14 protein-coding genes, 2 tRNA genes and 3 rRNA genes are annotated in these 21,104 nt (G+C 63.2%); 9 read left to right on the plus strand and 10 right to left on the minus strand.

Going from position 1 to position 21,104, the window contains the following annotated elements; translation table 11 throughout:
• Positions 1 to 94 precede the first annotated feature (94 nt).
• Both BN984_RS06070 and BN984_RS06075 read left to right on the plus strand, forming a co-directional pair.
• Positions 95 to 1,252 carry a metal-dependent hydrolase family protein gene (locus BN984_RS06070; RefSeq protein ID WP_008094749.1) on the plus strand — a complete coding sequence of 386 codons (1,158 nt, stop codon included), beginning with the start codon at positions 95 to 97 and terminating at the stop codon, positions 1,250 to 1,252.
• An 84-nt stretch (positions 1,253 to 1,336) separates the two neighbouring features.
• Positions 1,337 to 1,411, plus strand: a tRNA-Glu gene (locus BN984_RS06075).
• 62 nt (positions 1,412 to 1,473) lie between these two features.
• Here the strand turns inward: BN984_RS06075 and BN984_RS06080 are convergent.
• A complete protein-coding gene (locus BN984_RS06080) occupies positions 1,474 to 2,193 on the minus strand; it encodes a helix-turn-helix domain-containing protein (protein WP_008094748.1) in 720 nt (239 codons plus the stop codon).
• Positions 2,194 to 2,494: 301 nt separating this feature from the next.
• Here BN984_RS06080 and BN984_RS06085 point away from each other — a divergent pair, with 301 nt between their 5' ends.
• Together BN984_RS06085 and BN984_RS06090 are read left to right on the plus strand one after the other, a co-directional pair.
• On the plus strand, positions 2,495 to 3,808 hold the full coding sequence (locus BN984_RS06085; protein ID WP_049967878.1) for a 5'-deoxyadenosine deaminase: 1,314 nt from the start codon (positions 2,495 to 2,497) through the stop codon (positions 3,806 to 3,808).
• An 84-nt stretch (positions 3,809 to 3,892) separates the two neighbouring features.
• On the plus strand, positions 3,893 to 4,507 hold the full coding sequence (locus BN984_RS06090) for a GNAT family N-acetyltransferase (protein WP_008094746.1): 615 nt from the start codon (positions 3,893 to 3,895) through the stop codon (positions 4,505 to 4,507).
• Positions 4,508 to 4,546: 39 nt separating this feature from the next.
• On the opposite strand, the gene BN984_RS06095 is transcribed toward BN984_RS06090, so the two are convergent.
• Both BN984_RS06095 and BN984_RS06100 read right to left on the minus strand, forming a co-directional pair.
• Positions 4,547 to 4,957: a hypothetical protein gene (locus BN984_RS06095; RefSeq protein WP_008094743.1), complete on the minus strand. Its 411-nt coding sequence runs from the start codon at positions 4,955 to 4,957 to the stop codon at positions 4,547 to 4,549.
• A gap of 54 nt (positions 4,958 to 5,011) precedes the next feature.
• The gene (locus tag BN984_RS06100) at positions 5,012 to 6,202 is read right to left on the minus strand and encodes a redox-regulated ATPase YchF (protein ID WP_008094741.1); all 1,191 of its coding nucleotides are present in this window, start codon (positions 6,200 to 6,202) and stop codon (positions 5,012 to 5,014) included.
• A gap of 265 nt (positions 6,203 to 6,467) precedes the next feature.
• On the opposite strand from BN984_RS06100, the gene BN984_RS06105 reads away from it, so the two are divergent.
• On the plus strand, positions 6,468 to 6,845 hold the full coding sequence (locus BN984_RS06105) for a hypothetical protein (RefSeq protein WP_049967879.1): 378 nt from the start codon (positions 6,468 to 6,470) through the stop codon (positions 6,843 to 6,845).
• A gap of 21 nt (positions 6,846 to 6,866) precedes the next feature.
• The gene (locus BN984_RS06110) at positions 6,867 to 7,277 is read left to right on the plus strand and encodes a hypothetical protein (RefSeq protein ID WP_008094738.1); all 411 of its coding nucleotides are present in this window, start codon (positions 6,867 to 6,869) and stop codon (positions 7,275 to 7,277) included.
• Between the two features lie 143 nt (positions 7,278 to 7,420).
• Here the strand turns inward: BN984_RS06110 and BN984_RS06115 are convergent, their stop codons facing one another.
• The 6 genes from BN984_RS06115 to BN984_RS06140 form a co-directional block, all read right to left on the minus strand.
• Positions 7,421 to 8,935 carry a hypothetical protein gene (locus BN984_RS06115; RefSeq protein WP_049967880.1) on the minus strand — a complete coding sequence of 505 codons (1,515 nt, stop codon included), beginning with the start codon at positions 8,933 to 8,935 and terminating at the stop codon, positions 7,421 to 7,423.
• A gap of 345 nt (positions 8,936 to 9,280) precedes the next feature.
• Positions 9,281 to 9,402: ribosomal RNA gene (gene rrf, locus BN984_RS06120) — 5S ribosomal RNA — on the minus strand.
• 113 nt (positions 9,403 to 9,515) lie between these two features.
• Positions 9,516 to 12,428 (minus strand): 23S ribosomal RNA (locus tag BN984_RS06125).
• Positions 12,429 to 12,645: 217 nt separating this feature from the next.
• Positions 12,646 to 12,717, minus strand: a tRNA-Ala gene (locus BN984_RS06130).
• A gap of 117 nt (positions 12,718 to 12,834) precedes the next feature.
• Positions 12,835 to 14,307, minus strand: a 16S ribosomal RNA gene (locus tag BN984_RS06135).
• The 16S, 23S and 5S rRNA genes sit together here with 1 tRNA gene alongside, the layout of an rRNA operon.
• Positions 14,308 to 15,049: 742 nt before the next feature.
• Entirely contained in the window at positions 15,050 to 15,364 is a 315-nt protein-coding gene (locus tag BN984_RS06140) for a non-histone chromosomal MC1 family protein (protein WP_004044781.1), read from the minus strand.
• A 238-nt stretch (positions 15,365 to 15,602) separates the two neighbouring features.
• On the opposite strand from BN984_RS06140, the gene BN984_RS06145 reads away from it, so the two are divergent.
• The 3 genes from BN984_RS06145 (at position 15,603) to BN984_RS06155 (ending at position 18,323) form a co-directional block, all read left to right on the plus strand.
• Positions 15,603 to 15,800 (plus strand): hypothetical protein, encoded by a 198-nt coding sequence (locus BN984_RS06145; RefSeq protein WP_004044784.1) that lies wholly within the window; start codon positions 15,603 to 15,605, stop codon positions 15,798 to 15,800.
• 60 nt (positions 15,801 to 15,860) lie between these two features.
• Positions 15,861 to 16,916 carry a quinone-dependent dihydroorotate dehydrogenase gene (locus tag BN984_RS06150; RefSeq protein ID WP_008090858.1) on the plus strand — a complete coding sequence of 352 codons (1,056 nt, stop codon included), beginning with the start codon at positions 15,861 to 15,863 and terminating at the stop codon, positions 16,914 to 16,916.
• A gap of 96 nt (positions 16,917 to 17,012) precedes the next feature.
• Positions 17,013 to 18,323: a DUF6498-containing protein gene (locus BN984_RS06155; RefSeq protein ID WP_222114932.1), complete on the plus strand. Its 1,311-nt coding sequence runs from the start codon at positions 17,013 to 17,015 to the stop codon at positions 18,321 to 18,323.
• Positions 18,324 to 18,389: 66 nt separating this feature from the next.
• Here the strand turns inward: BN984_RS06155 and BN984_RS06160 are convergent, their stop codons facing one another.
• Positions 18,390 to 21,047 carry a valine--tRNA ligase gene (locus tag BN984_RS06160; protein ID WP_049967882.1) on the minus strand — a complete coding sequence of 886 codons (2,658 nt, stop codon included), beginning with the start codon at positions 21,045 to 21,047 and terminating at the stop codon, positions 18,390 to 18,392.
• Positions 21,048 to 21,104 lie beyond the last annotated feature (57 nt).

Here is a 21,104-nt window from a genome sequence, read left to right on the forward strand (position 1 = left end):
TCCGTTTTTCGTAGCGTTCGAACGCCCCGCAGTCGAGCGGTTCCGCCTCGCCGACACCCGCGGATTTACGTCGTCTGGCTCGGTTGAGAGACCCATGTTCACGCTGACCGGCGTGCGGGTCGTCGACGCCGACGGGGCCCGCGAGGCGAACGTGGTGGTAGACGAGTCGACCGGGCGCATCGCGTCCGTCGGCGACGAGACCGAAGGCGAGACGCGGAACCACTCGGGCGCGGTCGTCGCGCCGGGACTCGTCGACGCACACGTCCACCTCATGATGGACGGCCGCCCCGACGTGGCGGCCTACCAGTCTGAGCCGGTCGAACGCGCCTGCTATCGAGCCGCGGCCAACCTCCGGAAGACGCTGGAAGCGGGCGTCACGACCGTCCGCGACCTCGGTTCTCCCGGCGACCTCGCGACGAGCGCGAAGGCCGCGGTCGCCGACGGCGAACTCGACGGGCCGCGCGTCCTCGCCGCCGGGGAGAACATCACCATGACCGGCGGCCACGGCCACTGGTTCGGTCGGGAGGCCGACGGCCCGACCGAGGTCCGCAAGGCCGCCCGAGAGCAACTGAAACGCGGCGCCGACGTGGTGAAGTGCATGGCGACCGGCGGCGTCCTCACCACCGGCGCGGTCACGGGCGCGCCCGAGTTCACGGAGGCGGAGATTCGCGCCCTCGTCGACGCCGCGAGCGCGAAGGGCGTCCCGACCGCGGCCCACGCCCACGGCGAGGAAGGTATCAAGAACGCCGTCCGCGCGGGGATTTCGAGCGTCGAACACGGGATGTTCATGGACGAAGAGGCCGCGGCGCTCATGGTCGAACACGGTACGTACTGGGTCCCGACGGCCTCGGCGGTCCGGGAAATCGTCGAGGCGGGCGTCGAAGCCGGCATCCCGCCCGAGGCGGTCGCGAAAGCCGAAGACGCCGTGGAGCGCTTCGAAGGCGCGTGGGAACACGCGCTCGACGCCGGCGTGAAAATCGCCATGGGAACCGACGCGGGCACGCCGTTCAACGACCACGGCGAGAACGCGCTCCGCGAGATGGACCTGCTCGTCGAGTACGGCCTGTCGCCCGCCGAGGCCCTCGAAGCCGCGACCGTCGGCGGCGCAGACCTGCTCGGACTGGACGACGTGGGGAAGGTCGCCGAGGGCTACGTCGCGGACCTCGTCGTCCTCGACGCCGACCCGAGCGAGGACGCGGGCGCGTGGCGGACGGTCAAGCAGGTGTATCGCGAGGGCGAGCAGGTCGTCTAATCGCAACACGGCAGTCGGTATCATACCCGATTTGAAGCGACAACCTTTTACAATCACGAGCAATACGAAAGGATGTACCAACGTGCTCTGTTGGTGTAGTCCGGCCAATCATATCACCCTCTCACGGTGATGACCAGGGTTCGAATCCCTGACGGAGCACTTCTCTCAACCCCTGAACCGCGAGCGACAGCGAGCGTTCGCTTCCGAGCGGCGTCGATTCCTTACCGATTCCGGTCGCCGAGTTTCGACATCACGAGGTCTTCGGCGGTTCGCAGTCGGTACTGGACCGTCGAGCGCGGCACGTCGAGCACCTCGCTGAGGTCCTCGACGGTCACTTTTCGCGGCCGCTCGTAGTAGCCGTGTTCGACGGCGGTTTCGAGCGCCTCCCAGTGAGCCGACGAGAGGTCGGCCGCGATACGCGCTTCGGCGTCCCAGTTGCCCGCGCTCGTGAGGTGTTCGACGTCCAGCTGTAGCCCCTCCCTGAGCTGTGCCTCGATGGTCTCGTACAGTTCGCCGAGCGGGTGGTCGCCGGGGTAGAGGATGCGCCAGCGGTACGCGCCCGCACGGCGGGACGACTCGAAGATGACGCCCGGTCCGACGTGTTCGAGGACGTACCGCGGAATCGAGTGGCAGTTGCTCACCTCCTCGCGGTAGGTGTAGACGGTCATCGAGTTGTCCGACCGGTCGAGGACGTGGTAGTCGCGGTGAGTGTGGCAGTCGGGTGCGTCGAGACACTCGTTGCACCGCGTCTCGTCGAGGAACACCCCCTCGAACGCCGACAGCGCCTCCGGCGTGCCGACGACGTGGTCGACCCGCCACATCACGTCCTCCGTGGACGAACAGACCGACGACCGGGAGCGCAGACTCGGATACTCGTGAAACAGGTCCATCAGCTCGTCGGTGCCCTCGGAAAAGCGAACGACGAATTCGAACTCGCGCATTCGGTCTCCGCTCTGTCGCGAACTGACTTAGCATGTACTAATCTTACCCATGCGTGTTCGGAGTCCTATCCGAGTATTTCTGGAGCGATACCGCTCGGGCCGGAACTGGTTAGCATATACTAGCGGAATTGTGAGGGAAGTTGCGGACGGAACAAGAGTCGGAGTGACGCGGGGTCCGCTCGCCCCGCGAGAACCGGTCCCGACCACCCACACCGCCACCGACCGCAAGCTCACTCCAACCAACCTCGGACGGCGACCGGGTCACCACCTATTTCACGCCCGGTCGTCTACCCGCACGAGGATGTTACTCGCGGGAACCGTGGTCGCCGACGCGTCCACTATCATCGAAGAGGGAGCCGTAGTCGTCGACGACGACCGCATCGTCGCGGTCGGAGGGCGCGCTACCCTGACAGAGCGGTATCCGGGCCACGAGCGACGCGAGTTCGACGTCATCGCCCCGGGGCTGGTCGGCGGGCACGTCCACTCGGTACAGTCGCTCGGACGCGGTATCGCCGACGACACGTCGCTTCTCGACTGGCTCTTCGACCACGTGCTTCCGATGGAAGCCGGCCTCGACGCGGCGGGGATGCGCGTCGCCGCCGAGCTCGGCTACCTCGAATGTATCGAGTCCGGGACGACGACGGTCGTCGACCACCTCTCGGTTCGACACGCCGAGGAGGCGTTCGAGGCGGCGGGCGAGATGGGCATCCGCGGGCGAATCGGGAAGGTGCTCATGGACACGAACGCGCCCGAGGGACTACAGGAAGACACCGACGCCGGCCTCGCCGAGTCCGAGCGCCTCATCGAGCGCTACCACGACGGCTTCGGCGGGCGTATCCAGTACGCCGTCACGCCGCGGTTCGCCGTCACCTGCTCGGAGGCGTGTCTGCGGGGCGTCCGCGAACTCGCAGACCGGTACGACGGCGTCCGCATCCACACCCACGCGAGCGAGAACCGCGACGAAATCGCCACCGTCGAGGAGGAGACGGGCATGCGGAACATCCACTGGCTCGACGAGGTTGGAATCACCGGCGACGACGTGGTGCTCGCCCACTGCGTCCACACCGACGAGTCCGAGCGCGAAGTGCTCGCCGAGACCGGCACGCACGTCACCTACTGCCCGTCGTCGAACATGAAGCTCGCGTCGGGCATCGCGCCGATTCCGGACTACCTCGACCGCGGCATCAACGTCGCCCTCGGCAACGACGGCCCGCCGTGCAACAACACGCTCGACCCCTTCACCGAGATGCGGCAGGCCAGCCTCCTCCAGAAAGTCGACTCGTTCGACTCGACGAGCACGCCGGCCGCAACCGTCTTCGAGATGGCGACGCGAAACGGCGCGAAGGCCGCCGGCTTCGACCGGGTCGGCGCGCTCCGTGAGGGGTGGAAAGCCGACATCGTCGGTATCGACACCGACCTCACCCGCGCGACGCCGATGCACGACGTGCTTTCGCACCTCGTCTTCTCCGCCCACGGCGACGACGTGGTGTTCACCATGGTCGACGGCGACGTGCTCTACGATGGTGGCGAACACGTCCGCGCGGACGCCGACGACATCCGCGAGCGGGCGCGGGCGGTCGCCGACGGCCTCGACGCGGCGCCGACGAGCGACTGAGCGCCGGTTCGACCTCGAGTCGAATCACCCGCGAGACCGGCCGCCATCGTCGCATCTTTCTCTCCGCGTGACCCCTCCTGAGTCATGACTGTCCGCCTCCGCACGGCGACGGCGTCCGACCTCCCCGCGATTCGGGAGATTTACGCGCCGTTCGTCGAGGACACCGCGATTTCGTTCGCCTACGACCCGCCGAGCGTCGCGGACCTCGAATCGAAGCTGGAGAAGAAGACCGACTACCCGTGGCTCGTCTGCGAACTCGACGGCGAGGTGGCCGGCTACGCCTACGCCGGGACGATTCGAGAGCGCATCGCCTACCAGTGGGCCGTCGAGACCTCGATTTACGTCCACCCGGACTTTCAGCGTCGGGGCGTCGCCCGCGGCCTCTACACGGCGCTTTTAGACCTGCTCGAACGGCAGGGCTACGTCTCTGCCGTCGCCGTCGTCACGACCCCGAACCCCGCGAGCATCGCCTTCCACGAGTCGTTCGGCTTCGAGCGCGTCGGCCGTTTCGAGCGCGTCGGCTACAAACACGACGCGTGGCACGACGTGGAGTGGTGGAGTCTCGACCTCGGCGAGCGACCCGAAGAACCCGCAGCACCGCTGTCCGTGGCCGACGCTCGGGAATGCGACTGGTGGGACGACGCGCTCGCTCGCGGCGCTGCGCTCGTCGAAGACACCGGACAGAACAGCACTACCTAAGCCGAGGTTCCTTCCCATCTCCCGGCCCGTCACCCGCGTTCAGACGCCGGCTTCGAGGGAGTCTTCCGTCTCGGTTTCCGCCGAGTCGCTCCCCTCGACCGCCTCGACTTCGCCGACGTCGTCAACCTCGGCGGCCGCGTCGGCAGCCGGGCCGTCGGACCCCGCCTGTTCGAGCACGTAGCGCTCGACGCCGGCGGAGAGCATCTCCTGCCAGTCGTCGAACTCGGTGTTCGCGTCGACGTACCGGTCCAACTCGTGGGCCGGTATCGACTCGAAGGACTCCTGGTCTGCGACCGCGAAACCGCTCTCTTCGAGGAATTCACTAATCGATGCCGCCTGACAATGTGACTCGACCCACGACGACGGGAACAAGTCGGCCAGCGTCACCTCGCCGCCGAGACCCCCAATCTCGACGTCGAGTGTCGCGGCCGTCGTTTCGGCCTCACCCATACCCGGGTCCTACAGCCACGGATATAACGGTGTTGCGGTTGGCGTCCGAGAGAGTCAGTTCGTCGAGACGATTTCGACCACGTCCCGGTGCGCGAGTTCGTGGTCCGAGCCGATTTGCCGCTTCGAGTGGCAGTCGATGCCGTGGAGGAGACCGTCGCCGATGTCCGAGTGCAGGTGGTACGCGAAGTCCTCGGTCGTCGAGCCCTCGGGGAGGATAAAGCAGTCGCGGAAGACGCCCTGCGAGTCGCTCTTGCCGTTCGCGCTCCCGGGGAAGATAGCGATGGCACCCATCACGTCGAACAGCGCGTTTTCGAGCGACTGCTGGACGCCCGTGCCGCCGAACTCCGCGACGAACTCGCGAATCTGTTCGAGGCCCGCCTCCTGTTCGTCGCTCACGTCGCCGACGATGTCGAAGTCGTCGTCGCCGGGGCGATAGTCGACGACGCCGCCCTCGTCGGCCTTCTTCAGCGCCTTCTCCGCGTGCGCCGAGGTCGGGACGAACGTCAGGTGTTCGTAGTCGGCGTCGGCCGTTATTTCCTCGTAGTTCTCCTGGGAGACCGGCTTGTCCATCTTGTTCGCCGCGATGATGATGGGCTTCGTCCGCTTTCGAATCTCGCGGGCGAGCGATTCCTTGTCCGCGTCGTCCCACTCGTCGGGGTCGAGCTCCAGGCCGAGGGAAAGGATGATCTGCTTGATCTCGTCTTTGTTCGTCTTGAACGCGGACATCTGCTCCGCGAGGTCGACTTCGACGTCTTTGTCCTCGCCGTGGTAACCCGAACGGTAGCGGTCGATGCCCTTCTCGAGGACGCCGAGGTACCACATGTCCAGTTCGTTCTCGAGGAAGTCGATGTCCTCTCGGGGGTCGTGGCCCTCCGTCGCCTCGCCTTCGATGTCCGTCTCACCGGAGAAGTCCACGACGTGGACGAGCACGTCCGCCTCGTTGAGGTCGGTGAGGAACTGGTTCCCGAGCCCTTTCCCCTCGTGCGCGCCGGGGATGAGACCCGCCACGTCGACGAGTTTGACCGGGACGTATCGCATTCCGTGGTCGCAGTAGCCGACAGAGGGCGTACACGACTCGTCGAACTCCGGGGCCGCACACTCGACGCGGACGTACGCCTCGCCGATGGAGGGGTCGATGGTCGTAAACGGGTACGCGCCCTCGGGCACGTCGTTCATCGTCGCCGCGTTGAAGAAACTCGACTTCCCGACGGACGGTTTTCCGACGAGACCGATCTTGTAACTCATTCGTTGGTCGGACTGGTGTCTCGAACGCTAATAACCGTTCGACGTTCGTCTCTGCATGCGTGATATTCGCACGCTTCCGGGGCCGAGGAGAGCGATTCTCCGCGCACAACGCCCCGGTTCGAGTGCCGGAGATGCGGCTTCGTCGCCGGGTTCGCAGCACGCGGTAGCCGGGCCACGCCGGGGAGTCGGCGACGATGCACGCTCGTGGTTCGCCTTTCGGCTCACGTCCGGTGCATCTTTGTCTCCACGTCTCCGACAGCCGGGCATGACCGACCCCGACGAGACGGCGAGCGAAACCGCACCCGCGTCGAACACGGACTCCGACGCGGCCGCCACCGAGCCCTCGCCGGACGATTCGATCGACGCGGACACGTTTCGCGTCGGCATCCACGTCACCGAGACCGAACTTCGGTTCGTGGTCAACGTCCCGTCCGATATCGATTCGGGGTGGACCGATCCCGACGCGTTCCAGCGCCTCGTCGAGCGCGTCACCTGGGAGCAACTCGACCAGCGAGCGACGCTTGAGACCGTCGCGACCAACGCCGCCGAGGGCGAGACGGTGTTCCTCGGGACGGTGACGCTGCGACCGGACGAGACCGTCGTCGACCACACGCTCCGCGTGCCGCCGCTCGACGGGGCGTGAGCTAACTCCGTCTCTCCTCCGATGACCGACCCGACGACAGCAAGCGCGATTCGAGAGATTCAGGACGCCGCGCTTAGCCGCGCGCTCACCGACGGCGACCACGCGAGACAGTCGCTCGCCGTCGCCGGTGCGCTCGAAACGGCCAGAACGGAAGCGACCGAGACGGGGTTCGACGGCGGCGGCGTGACACTCGCGGCGTCGCTCGCGTTCGTCTCGACGCTGTTCGCACATCGTCGGCTCCGCGAGTCGCTCCAGTCGAGCGTCCGCGCGTCCGACGACTCGGCGTGGTATCCCAGCGGCGCGCCCGCCCGCGTCGACGACGACCTCGTGGTCGCGGGCGCACGGCTCGCGGTTCGACGGTTCGACGTCGACCCGGCGCTCGTCGGCGCGCTCGGTGACGTTTCCACAGAAAAAGTCGCGTCGGGCGAGTGAGTAGCCCGACCGTCGTGCTCTGACAACCACGGTCGGGGACGTAAGAGATGTGGGGGTGCCTCTGTCCACAGTACCCGCCCGGGCGCGTGCGAAGGGTGAAACCCAAACCCACGCTTGATGCGTGGGAACCCGTGTTCGATTAGTTAGTTGTTGTTCGCGTGCTCCGGCGGGCCACCACCGTTGCCGTTACCATTACCGTTGGACTCGTCATCGTCTTCTGACTCGTCGTCCGAGTCGTCGTCGGTCTCCTCTTCGTCGGTCTCCTCAGTCTCGGCGGTCTGCTGTTCGTCTTCGTCGCTCGCCTTGTCGTTGTTCGCGTGCTCCGGCGGGCCACCGGCGCTACCGTTCTTGGCCTTGCCGGAGTTTCCGGGTGCGTCCTCCTCGCCGTCAGCGTCATCGCTGCTGTTCTTCGGGCCAGCGTGGTCCGGACGCTTGTCGTCCGCGTTACCCGGGTTGTTCTCGGTCACGAAGTCGGAGACGGCCTGTCCGATGGGGCCGTCACCGCCCGTGTCCTTGAGCCGCTCGACGAACCGGCTGACGAGCTGGCCGAACGGGTCGTCCTCGGCGACCTCTCCCTGCAGGGTGGCGGTCGTCTCGACGCTGAGGCCGTCGTACTCGGCGGTCACGTCGACCGTGACAGTCTGCAGGGGCGCGGTGAGTTCGACGGTACCGTTCGCGTCCGTCTCGTACTCGCCCGCGTCCGTGTAGTTGCCCTCGACCGCGACCGAGGCGTTCTCGACGGGTTCGCCGTCTTCGGTCACGGTGATGGTGACCGACTCGTTTTCGTCCTGCGAGACGGCGACGTCGAGGTCGTCAGCCTCCACGGCGACCGTCGTCTCGGCGGAGAGGCCGTCGGCCGTCGCGACGAACGTCAGGTTCGTCGCGGTCGTCGGCTCGGCGACCTCGACGGTACCGTTCTCATCCGTCTCGTACGTCCCGTTGTCGGCGTAATCGGTCCCGTTGACCTGAACCGACGCGTTCTCGACCGGTTCTCCGTCCTGCGTGACGGTGGCGACGACCGTGTCGTTGGCGTCGTCAACCTCGACAGAGACGTTGAGGTCGTCAGCCTCGACCGCGACCGTGGTCTCCGCGGAGAGGTCGCCGTCCATCGCGACGAACGTCAGGTTCGTCGCGGTCGTCGGTTCGCCAACCTCGACGGTACCGTTCGCGTCCGTCTCGTACGTTCCGTTGTCGTACGCGGTTCCGTTGACCACGACTGACGCACCTTCGACGGCGTCGCCGTACTGAGTGACGGTGGCGGTGAGCGTGTCGTTGGCGTCGTCAGCCTCGACGGAGATATCGAGGGACTCGTCGAGCGGGACGAGGACGGCTGACGCGGTGGTCGTGTTGTTCCCCTCCGTGACGGTGAACGTCGCGTTCACACGCTCCTGCGGATTGGGGAGGTCGACGGTGCCGTTCGCACCCGTCGCGTACGTTCCGTTCCCGGAGTAGTTACTGCTCGATTCGACGACGACCGTCGCGTTCTCGACGGCCGTCTCGTTCCGCGTCACGGTCACTGTCGCGTCGCCCGTGTCGGCGTCCTGCGTGACGCCGACCTGGAGGGCATCGGTGCTCGCTGCACTGACGGTCCCGGGGACCATCGCGACGGCGAGCATCGCAACGACCATGACTACGGTGAGGTGTTTGCTGCCGCGCATGCAACCCTCCCTTCTAACCCTGATACGGTAAAAGGGGAGAATCGTAACCCCGGTTTTCGCTGAATTTCACCCCAATCAACGTGTTCGAAATCGGGCCTTCGTCTGTCGATTTCGCCGAGTTTCGAGCCGAACGGCCGCCCGGGTCCCGTCGAAACACCGTCACGGTCGAACGCGAGTGGTGTCGGCGGAACCGGTGCGTTCGACGAGAGCGTTGCCACTCTCGGACGACATGAGAGACGCGACCGAGAGAGCAGTCGCTGTCTGTGCGGTGTGCGAGCGAGCGATTACCGCTCGCTATAAATGAAAAAAGCCCACTGGACCGAAGTCCAGTGGGCTCTGTATGAGTGGGGGCGGCGAACTGGATTTCCCAGAGGATCGCTCACTCCAGTACTGACCAGAACGCAGGTGAGCTTAACTGCCGTGTTCGGGATGGGTACGGGTGGAACCTCACCGCTCTGGCCGCCTTAATGCCGATCAACGGAATCGAACCGTTGTCATACCAATATCGGACGGGCCGTCTTACCAATGTGTTCGTGCAATCCAGTTTGCGCCTGGACCCGTTCTCGGGTCTCAGTGCGTATGAATGTGGCTTGGTCTGTTAGTGCTCGCGGGCTTAATAACTCGTTGCCTCGTTGCGTACACCCCGAGTCTATCGAACTCGTCTTCTACGAGTGACCTCAGTGGAACTTCTTTTCCGTGTGGGTTTCGAGCTTAGATGCGTTCAGCTCTTACCCCGTGGTGCGTAGCTGCCCGGCATCTGCCCTCTCGGACAACCGGTACACCAGTGGCACCCATTCGTAGTTCCTCTCGTACTATACGAACGTTCACGTCAAGTTCCTTAACACCCCCAATAGATAGCAGCCGACCTGTCTCACGACGGTCTAAACCCAGCTCACGACCTCCTTTAATAGGCGAACAACCTCACCCTTGCCTGCTTCTGCACAGGCAGGATGGAGGGAACCGACATCGAGGTAGCAAGCCACCCGGTCGATATGTGCTCTTGCGGGTGACGACTCTGTTATCCCTAAGGTAGCTTTTCTGTCATCTACGGGTCCCATGAATGAACCTCGTAGGTTCGCTAGACCACGCTTTCGCGTCAGCGACACTCGTTGGGAATGTCACTGTCAGACTTCCGTTTGCTCTTGCGCTCTTCCACGAGTTTCCGACTCGCGTGAGGAAATCTTTGGGCGCGCTCGATATCTTTTCGAGCGCGTACCGCCCCAGTCAAACTGCCCGGCTACCGGTGTCCTCCGCCAGGAGTGAGAGTCGCAGTCACTAACGGGTAGTATTTCAATGTTGCCTCGGTGGCCCGCTGGCGCGGGTACCTGTGTAACGGCTCCTACCTATGCTGCACATTAGCGACCACGTCTCAGCGACAGCCTGCAGTAAAGCTCTATAGGGTCTTCGCTTCCCCTTGGGGGTCTCCAGACTCCGCACTGGAACGTACTGTTCACCGGGCCCAACGTTGGGACAGTGACGCTCTCGTTGATCCATTCATGCAAGCCGCTACTGAAGCGGCAAGGTACTACGCTACCTTAAGAGGGTCATAGTTACCCCCGCCGTTGACGGGTCCTTCGTCCTATTGTACTAGGTGTTCAGATACCCGCACTGGGCAGGATTCAGTGACCGTACGAGTCCTTGCGGATTTGCGGTCACCTATGTTGTTACTAGACAGTCGGAGCGTCCGAGTCACTGCGACCTGCTCGGTCAAGAGCAGGCATCCCTTATCGCGAACTTACGGGACTAACTTGCCGAATTCCCTAACGTCGGTTGATCCCGACAGGCCTTGGCTTGCTCTGCCAGCGCACCTGTGTCGGATCTCGGTACGAGCTTCTTGCTTGTCTTTTCACGGGCTCTAGGTACCGCCGAATTTCTCTATCTCACCATTCGTTCGCTTCGTGCCGTTACGGCTTCCACGAATTTCGGTGATTCGACGGGGCGAAGGCCCCGCTCGGTGTTTCCTAAAGCGTCGACGTTTGTTGCAAGAAGGTACTGGAATATTAACCAGTTTCCCTTTCATCTAATTCGAATTACGGTTAGACTTAGGATCGACTAACCCTCGGCTGATTGACAGTGCCGAGGAACCCTTGCGCGTAAGGCCGTCGGGGTTCACACCCGACTCTCGCTGCTACTGAGACCATGATTTTCGTTGCTGCACGGTCCACACGAGTTCTCACCCGTGCTTCCACCCATGCAGTATGCCAACCTACGGAATCGTGTCATAAGACACGCCGCCAGGTCTCGGAGGTGGATTTGAGTCCCGATCATTTTCGACGCCTCGAACCTCGGCCGGTAAGCTGTTACGCTATTCTTAGAGGGTAGCTGCTTCTAAGCTCACCTCCCGGCTGTTTAGGGCTCGAGACAATCTTCAATCACACTTAATCCACACTTTGGGTCCTTAACCTGGCTCTGGGTTGTCTCCCTCACGGTGCACAAGCTTACCCCGCACACCGGACTCCCTGAGTCTACGACGTTCGTAAGTTCGGAGTTTGACAGGGAAGCGAACTCCTCTCGGAGTCCGGATTCCCAATCGGTCGCTCTACCTCACGAACTATCTCATCAGAGGTCATGCTTCGACATGTTTCGGTTGGAACCAGCTGTTGCCAAGTTCGATGGGCCTTTCACCCCTACACCAGAGTCACGAGAGGGTATTGTAGGACACCAACTCTAACGGGCCTCCACGCAGCTTTCGCCACGCTTCGCCCTGCTCCGGCGTAGATCACTTGGTTTCGGGTCGCATCCGGTTGGCTCCCCGCCCTTGAAGACGGTGGCCCTGGTCAAAGACTGCGGCCGTATCGGTTTCCCTATGCCTCCGGGGGTTCACCCCTTAGACTCGCCAGTCAGATGCACTCCATGGTTCGTTTTTCAAAACGCACGACGTAACATCGGCTTCACTCAAGTCATACTACGGGATCGCTCCCAGTTCTTTCGTCGAGTGACCTTGTATGCCACGTCGCTCTATCGCCAACTGATTTCAAGCCCTATTGCACCGCCCTTTTCGGGGTGCTTTTCAGCGTTCGCTCACGCTACTTGTTCGCTATCGGTCTCGAGGAGTGTTTAGTCTTCGCAGTTGATGCCTGCGAAATTCACGAGGGATATCCAACCCCCGCTATTCTGGAACAACCCCGGGATCTGGTTCTTATGTTACGGGGTTTTCACCCTGTATCACGCTCCGTTCCAGGAGACTTCACATAAGATCCAGGTCCGTTATGGGTAGTCCGTACACCACATTGCCCGAAGGCTTCGGTTTGGACTGTATCGCGTTTACTCGCCGTTACTAACGACATCGCGGATTGCTTTCTTTTCCTGTTCCTACTAAGATGTTTCAATTCGGAACGTTCCCCATTGCGCAAGGCAATTGCGTGGGGATTCCCATTCGGAGATCCTCAGTTCTTTCCCTCCATGCGGGTCCCTGAGGCTTATCGCAGCTTGGCACGTCCGTCATCGGCTCTCGAGCCGAGCTATCCACCAGCTGGCACAGTAGCCAGTTGATATAGTCACTGTGACCCGGAGAACGGGTCCAGTGGACGCCTGGATTGCACGTACACACGGTTTCATCAAATCCCCTCGGTGACGACCCGAGGCGAATTTTCGACCCTTCCCAACCTCGCTTGCGCGGGATGGTGCATCTGTCGTCAGTATCCATTCATTCGAAACGTCTTGCCACACTTAAGGGGCACGATCGTTTCGGAGTGGAGTACTGCTTACCATGGACCCACAGGGATTCGAACCCTGGGCATCCTCCTTGCAAAGGAGGCACTCTACCACTGAGCTATGGGCCCGTGTTAGCCCTAGTAGTTCTAAGGTGTCCGAACGGGTTCTAAGGTGTCCGAACGGGTGTCATTAGTGAACTCGGAAGATCGCGTGTGAGCCACCCCGTCGGGGTGGTCTCGGTCGTTAGGAGGTGATCCAGCCGCAGATTCCCCTACGGCTACCTTGTTACGACTTAAGCCCCCTTGCGAAGCCCAGATTCGACCACCGTGTGGTGGCCTCATCCGGACCTCACTCGGGTGCTTTGACGGGCGGTGTGTGCAAGGAGCAGGGACGTATTCACCGCACTCTATTGAAATGCGATTACTACCGAATCCAGCTTCATGAGGGCGAGTTTCAGCCCTCAATCCGAACTACGATCGAGTTTAGGAGATTAGCGTTCTCTTTCGAGATAGCAACCCATTGTCTCGACCATTGTAGCCCGCGTGTAGCCCAGCTCATTCGGGGCATACTGACCTACCGTTGCCCGTTCCTTCCTCCGCTTTAGCAGCGGCAGTCCTTCTAATGTACCCAGCCAGTCGAAACTGCTGCTGGCAATTAGAAGTGCGGGTCTCGCTCGTTGCCTGACTTAACAGGACGCCTCACGGTACGAGCTGACGGCGGCCATGCACCTCCTCTCTATAGCGTCGTGGTAAGGTCATCAACCTGACCGTCATCACTATAGTCGGAGCTGGTGAGATGTCCGGCGTTGAGTCCAATTAAACCGCAGGCTCCTCCGGTTGTAGTGCTCCCCCGCCAATTCCTTTAAGTTTCATCCTTGCGGACGTACTTCCCAGGCGGCTCGCTTCTCGGCTTCCCTACGGCACAACACAGGCTCGTAGCCTGTGTCACACCTAGCGAGCATCGTTTACAGCTAGGACTACCCGGGTATCTAATCCGGTTCGAGACCCTAGCTTTCGTCCCTCACCGTCGGATCCGTCTTCTCGAGGTGCTTTCGCCATCGGTGGTCCGTCCAGGATTACGGGATTTCACTCCTACCCCGGACGTACCCCTCGAGCCTTCCGGTCCCAAGCCACGTGGTTTTCACCGGACGCCCGCCAGTTGAGCTGGCGGATTTCCCGATGAACCTTCGTGGCCGGCTACGGACGCTTTAGGCCCAATAATATCGGTCATCACTTGAGCTGCCGGTATTACCGCGGCGGCTGGCACCGGTCTTGCCCAGCTCTTATTCCTCGACCGCCTTACAGTCGAGAAAAGCGAGGACTATATGCCCTCGCACTTGGGGTCCCCTTATCGCACTTGCGTGCAGTGTAAAGGTTTCGCGCCTGCTGCGCCCCGTAGGGCCCGGAATCTTGTCTCAGATTCCGTCTCCGGGCTCTTGCTCTCACAACCCGTACCGATTATCGGCACGGTGGGCCGTTACCCCACCGTCTACCTAATCGGCCGCAGCCACATCCTACAGCGCCTGAGCGTTTCGGGGAGTCGGCATTCCAGCATGACTCCCGTATGAACTATTAGCCTCAGTTTCCCGAGGTTATCGTTCTCTGTAGGGTAGTTTGGCCACGTGTTACTGAGCTTTTCGCCACGAGTATGAACTCGTGCAACTAGCATGGCTAAATCGGACCCCAATAGCAATGACCTCCGGCAGGATCAACCGGAATGGGTCGCGACCATTTAAACCTGGTCGCGGGGTTTTGGCGGGTGAATGGCAGCGATATGCTGTCAAATCACCGTTCAAAGGTCCGAGTTCGTATGACATCCGTTCGGATGTCACCGAACTACTAGGGCTAACATCAGATACCGTCTTGCGGCGTACCGCAGGGGCGGAATCCTCATTTCCTTCGGACCTGAACCGAGGCGATTCGTGGGTATAAACCCTTCGAACCTCCGTGGGTTCTGGTCCGGTGAGGCAGGACGCGTTGAATCGCCCTGCAATCGCGGTGTGTCGTTCGCATTCATCCGAAATGCCTTGGACCACTTAAGGCCGTCGTATCGTGGCGGCCCCCGGGAAGGTGTGTCATCCCGGTGAGCGCCTGACGACCTTGGGGTCGGGGCGTTCGGTGGAAGCTTTCGGGGGGAGTACCCCCGTGCGCTTCTTCGCATTAATCCGAATGCCGGGGATACATAAAAGGCCGTCGAACCGATGGCGCTTCGTCATGCGGTTTCATGGCGGGATTATTCATAAAATAATGATAGACTCTCGGAGAGACGAATAACTCTCGAGGATGTAGATATCGCGCGACTGGAGGCCGGTCGGTCATCCCCCGCGTCGTACGTTCGGTCTGACCGGGTGTCGGTCGCGCAAGCAGACGCTGGCGGCGCTGTTTGAAAGGCGTATCGACTAGACTACGACTCGAGTGCTACACGTGCGTGCGCACGATAAGAATGTGAACGTCGGTCGCGCTACTCGTCGAGGTGCTCGATTCCCTTCTTGGAAACGTTTCCTTTGGTAATCTTCCCCTCCATCCAGCCGGGCTTGTCCTCCGGGGCGCTGCTGTTCCACGCCCACGCGTCGAAGATGTGGACCTTGTCGGTCCCCTTTTCCCGGAGTCGAATCTCGACCGCGTCCGACTTCGCGTCGTCTTCGGACCCGGCGGGGTCGAGTCGTCGGGCCGCCTTGAGCGCCGCTTGCCTCGGCATGCTGCCCGAAAACACGCTCGTCTCTGTACCGTCCTCCTCTCGGAGCACGAAGTTCCGCTTACCGTCCTCGCGTACCATGATTTTCCACCTCTATGCCAATGAACCACATGGCACATGATAAATATATCGACGAATTTCGACCGACGACGCCGTGTTACTTATATACTCGACCGGTTCGACGCGCCGACTCACCTCGCCAACGGTGCGACGGACTTCGCTGCGAGACGGTCGGGTTCCGGCGAAAATCACCACTCTCCGGGAGGACGGAGACAACACTTATGTATCCCCTGCGGCGAACCAACGGATAGACCCCCAGATGGTCCGGAAAAAGAAGCTCAGTCCGAGTGGCGCCAAAGACGAGAACGGCGAGTACCACAACGTCCATGTCAACCTCCACGAAGACGAACTCGCAGTCGCCGGAATGGAGATCGGCGACGAGGTGTTCGTCCGCGTTCGGGACGGTAAAATCATCATCCAAAAAGCGGACCCAGACCAGGTCGAACACGACTTCTGAGCGCGTGATACGCATCGTCTCGAACCGACCCGTCACCAGCGGAAGGCACGACAGAGAGCAATGAACCCCTACCACCTCGCCAAACCACTCCTCTTTTCGTTTCCACCGGAGACTGCCCACCGGACCATCCACGGACTGCTCGCGACCGCTCGCGGCACTCCGGTCGAACCGCTCTTAGAGCGGCGCTACCGCGTAAACGACTCCCGACTCGCGACGAACGCGTTCGGCCTCGACTTCCCGAACCCGGTCGGCGTCGCGGCCGGGTTCGACAAGAACGCCGAGATACCCACCGTTCTCTCGGCGCTCGGCTTCGGCCACGTGGAAGTCGGCGGCGTCACCGCGGAGCCCCAGCCCGGTAACCCGCGCCCCCGGATGTTCCGCCTCCCCGAGGACGAGGCGCTCATCAACCGCATGGGCCTCAACAACGAGGGCGCGGACGCGGTCGGAGAGCGCCTCGCCGCCGGACCCCTCCCGGACATCCCTGTCGGCGTCAACCTCGCGCTCTCGGAGGTAACGCCCGCCGAGGAGGCTCCCGACGACTACCGCTACACCTACGAGCGCGTCGCCGACGGCGCGGACTACTTCGTCGTCAACGTCTCGTGTCCCAACAGCGAGGGCTTCCGCGACCTACAGAACCGCGACTCGCTCGAAGCGATTCTCGGGACGCTCGTCGACGCCGGCGCCGACCCGCTTCTCGTGAAACTGTCGCCCGACCTCCCGGACCCCGCGGTGGAGGACGCGCTCGAAGTCGTCGACGAACTCGGTCTCGACGGCATCATCGCCAGCAACACGACCACCTCGCGGCCCGACACCCTGCGGAACCCAAACCGGGCAGAACGCGGCGGCCTCTCCGGGAAGCCAATCGAGGCCGAGGCCACGAACATGATTCGCTTCATCGCCGAGCGGACCGACGTGCCCGTCGTCGGCGTCGGCGGCGTCTCGGACGCCGAAAGCGCCTACAGAAAGATTCGCGCCGGGGCCGAGATGGTCCAACTCTACACGGGCATGGTCTACGAGGGACCGTCTATCGCCCGCGACATCAACCGCGGCCTCCTCGACCTGCTCGACCGCGACGGCTTCGACGACGTGGCCGACGCCGTCGGGTCGGGACTGTAGCGGCCCGAAGCCTCGCCGACTGCGGCCGCAACGACCGAGAACCTGCGCGTGATAACGAACCGAAGACTGATTTTCTTCCCATCCGGTTGAAAAGTCGTGCGCCCTCCCTCCCCTCGTGACTCCGGCGTGCTGGCGGTCCTCGCCTCGAACGCCGTCGCGCCCGTCGGCGTCCTGTTCCTGGGCTGGTCTCCGACCGTGCTCTTCGGCGTGTTCGTCGCCGAAATCGCCGCCGTGCTGTGCTGGACGCTCGTGAAGATACCCTTCGCGGCGAAGCGCCCCAACAACGCCATCGGCGACGGCGACCGACTGTTCGGCGCGTTACAGGCCAAGCGAGGGTCGGTCTCGCTCCCAGGGCCCCTCCCGCCGTGCTACCCGCGGAACGTCCCGACGTTCCTCATCGCGGCGTTCTTGCTCGTCCCGGTCGAACTCGGCGTCGCCTTCGGCACCTTCAGCCTGACCGGTCCGATCGTCACCGACGAAGTCGCCGGACAGATTCTCCTCGGCGGCGCGAGCGTGTTCGTCGGCCGGGGCGTCGAAACGGTCACCGGCTACTTCGCGGCGGGCGGCTACCGCGACCACTCCGCCCGGTCGGTGCTCTTGCCTCCGTTCAAACTCCTGTTCGCCGTCGGACTGCTGATGTTCGTCGTCGGGCCGTTCGCGGTCGAAATCGAGAACGACGCGTTTCTCGTGGCCCTCGTCGGCCTGAAGCTCCTCTACGACCTCCGCGCGCTCCAACTCGAACGGAGCGAAAAGCGGGGCATCTTCTACCGACTCTACGGGAGCGAGGAGACGGAGATAGAACCGGTCCCGGTGGAGGTTCCTGCAGGAGCACCGACCTATCGAACCACGCCCGCCCGCGTGGTCGCCCTGTCCGACGCGGTCTACCGGAGCCTCCGGTACACGGTCACCAGCGGCGTGCTGTGGTGCTACGGCGTCGCCGCCGCGCTCGTCGTCTTCGGCGCTGGGACGCTCGCTCTCGCGCCGCTCACCCTCGCTGGCGCGTTCGGTACCGTTCGAGGAGCCTCCCGCTGCCTCGCCTACGGACCCGTCGAGTTCCGGTGCTACGGCGACGTACTCGTCGCCCACGACGTGTTGTTGGACGAGCCGCAAGCCCGCCTCGAACGCGGCGCGGTCACCGACATCAGCGTGTCCACCGACGCCGTCGACCGCCTGTTCGGCACGGAGACGATACGGTTCGAAACGGGCATTGACACGGGTCCGGACGTGCAACTCACCGTCCCCGACCCCGAGGAGGTCAACACCGACGATGCGAACGCGAACCATCCGATGACGGTTCCCCACGTCGAAGACGCGACGGCGGTGCGAGACGCCTTCGGCGGCGTAGATGTGGCTGAAGCTGAGCCAGAGACAGAGGTCGAGACGACGGTGCCGAGCGGCGACGACTGACGGGCCGCCGGCTAAGCGACCGAATACCGGGAAAAGAACGCGGACGAAAACGAACGAGTCGCCGCCTCAGTCGGCGTGCTGGACGATGACGATGGCGTCGCCGGCTTCGAGCATGTCGCCTTCGCCGACGTACTCGCGGGACTCCTCGATGGTGAACATCTCGGGCGCGAGTTCGACGCCCGCGACGTGCATGACGCCGTCTTCGACCTCGTAGTCGTCGCTTTCGAGGGCGGCCTCGATGTCCGGGACCTGCGCGCCGTACTCGGGGCCGACGAGCGAGTAGTCGAGGTCGACGCTGGTCACGACCGACTCGATTTCGGGCTCCTCGCCGAGCAGTTCGAGTTCCTCGATGTGCATGACGCCGCTCACGTCCTCTTCGAAGCCGTGGATGTCGCCGTACACCTGCACGAGGTCGACGGGGGCGTTCATCGAGAGCTGGTTGTCGCTTTTGTACTTGCGGAGCGCGCCGACGACTGCCATCGCGGTTTCGCCGGCCGCCACGGCGGCGTCGAGTCCGAGCGGTTCGGGCCACGGCTGGTCGTGAACACTCGTTTCGTCGTACATGTCGCGCCAGAGTTCCTCCGTGACGTGCGCGAGGATGGGCGCGAAGCAGGTCAGGAACCGCTTGTGGGCGGTCTGGAGCGTGTACGCCGCCGAGGGGTCGTCACCCTCGCGGACGCGCTGTTTGGCGATTTCGAGGTAGTCGTCGCAGAACGTGTGCCAGAAGAAACTGCGCAGGCGGTCGCGCGCCTTCGAGAACTCGCGGTTCTCCAGTTTCTCAGTGACGAACTCGAGTTCGCGGTCGAGCGAGGCCAGAAGCCAGCGGTCGATGGCCTTCAGGTCGTCGTGGTCGAACTCGGCGGGCGCGTCCTCGGTGAGGCTCTCGACGAGCTTCGAGGCGTTCCAGAGCTTCCGCATGAGTTTCTCGCCCGCGACGAGGCCCTTCTCCTGGTACGGCAGGTCGTCGCCGACGGCGCTCCCGGCGGCCCAGTAGCGGGCGGCGTCGACCGGGAACTTCTCTAAGACCTCGTCAGGCGAGACGACGTTACCGACGGACTTCGACATCTTCTCGCGGTTCTCGTCGAGGACCATCCCGTTTATCATGACGCTGTCGAACGGGACCTCGCCGGTGTGCTCGTAGCACTTGACGACCGTGTGGAACAGCCAAAAGGAGATGATGTCGTGGCCCTGCGGGCGCATGTCGAACGGGTAGAGTTCGGGCCGTTCGAGTTCCATCTCCTCCGTCTCTGGGTTCCAGTCCCAGCCGCCGTTGATGAGGGGCGTGAGCGACGAGGTCGCCCACGTGTCGAACACGTCGTCCTCGGCGGCGAACTCGTCGTGGCCGCACTCGGGGCAGGCGTCGACCGGCGGGTCGTCCGAGAGCGGGTCGACCGGCAGGTCCTCGCGGTCGGCGACGACGACGTGCTCGCAGTCCTCGCAGTACCAGACGGGGAACGGAATCCCCGAGGAGCGCTGCCGCGAGATGGCCCAGTCCCACTGGAGACCCTCAATCCAGTTCTTGTACCGCGTGAACATCTTCTCGGGGTACCAGTCCATCTGCTCGCCGGCTTCGAGATACTCCTCGCGCTTGTCGAGCAGTTTGATGTACCACTGGTCCTTGACGAGGAACTCGACGCTCGTGCCGCAGCGCTCGTGGACGTTGACCGTGTGCGTGATGGCGCGCTTGTCGAGGAGTGCCCCGGCGTCGTCGAGGTCGGAGACGATAGCCTCCCGCGCCTCGTCGGCGGAGAGACCGGCGTACTCGTCGGCCTCCTCGGTCATCGTTCCGGACTCGTCGATGGCGACGCGGAGCGGCAGGTCGTGGGCCTGATACCACTCGATGTCGGTCTGGTCGCCGAAGGTACAGCACATGACGAGACCCGTACCCGTCTCCAAGTCGACGCGCTCGTCTTCGAGGATGGGAACCCGCTGTCCGAACAGCGGAACCTCCGCTTCCTGTCCGACGAGGTGCTCGTTGTCGTCGTCGTCCGGGTGGACGAAGACGGCGACGCAGGCGGGGAGCAGTTCGGGTCGCGTCGTGGAGATGACGAACGACTCCTCGCTGTCGTCGGACTCCGTCCGACTGCCAGAGGAACGCTGTTCCTCGCTGTCGGCCACGCCGAACTCGATGTCGTGGAAGTGCGAGCCCTGCTCGTCGTCTTCGGTCTCGACCTGCGAGATTGCGGTCTCGCACTCGGGACACCAGATGGCGGGGGCGCGCTGGCGGTACTGCCGACCCTTGTCGTAGAGGTCGACGAAAGAGAGCTGGGAGACGCGCTGGACCTCGGGCGAAATCGTCTGGTACGTCTGGTCCCAGTCGATAGAGATGCCGAGGTTCTGCATCTTCTCCGTGAACTCGCCTTCGTACTCCGCCGTGACCTCGCGGCAGAGCTTCTGGAACTCGCGTCGCTCGTAGTCCTGGTGTTTGATTCCGAGTTCGTCCTCGGTCAGGAGCTCCGACGCGATGCCGTTGTCGTCGTAACCGAACGGGAAGTACACCTCGTCGCCGCGCATCCGGTTGAACCGGGCGACGAAGTCCTGAAGGGTGAAGCCGTAGACGTGGCCCCAGTGGAGGCTGCCGGACACCGTCGGCGGCGGTGAGTCGATAGAGAAGACGGTGTCGGGGTCTACCGCACGCTCCGGGTACGCGTACAGGTCCTCGTCGACCCACCTCTCTTGCCACTTCGCCTCGACGGTTTCCGGATCGTATTCTCCGCTCGGCATTGCGTTGGCGTACCTACAGCCGGGCGGACTGTTAAACGCCTCGGTTAAGTGCCCGAG

It is taken from the genome of Haloferax prahovense, from assembly GCF_000723845.1.
GTDB classification, from domain to species: Archaea; Halobacteriota; Halobacteria; order Halobacteriales; family Haloferacaceae; genus Haloferax; species Haloferax prahovense.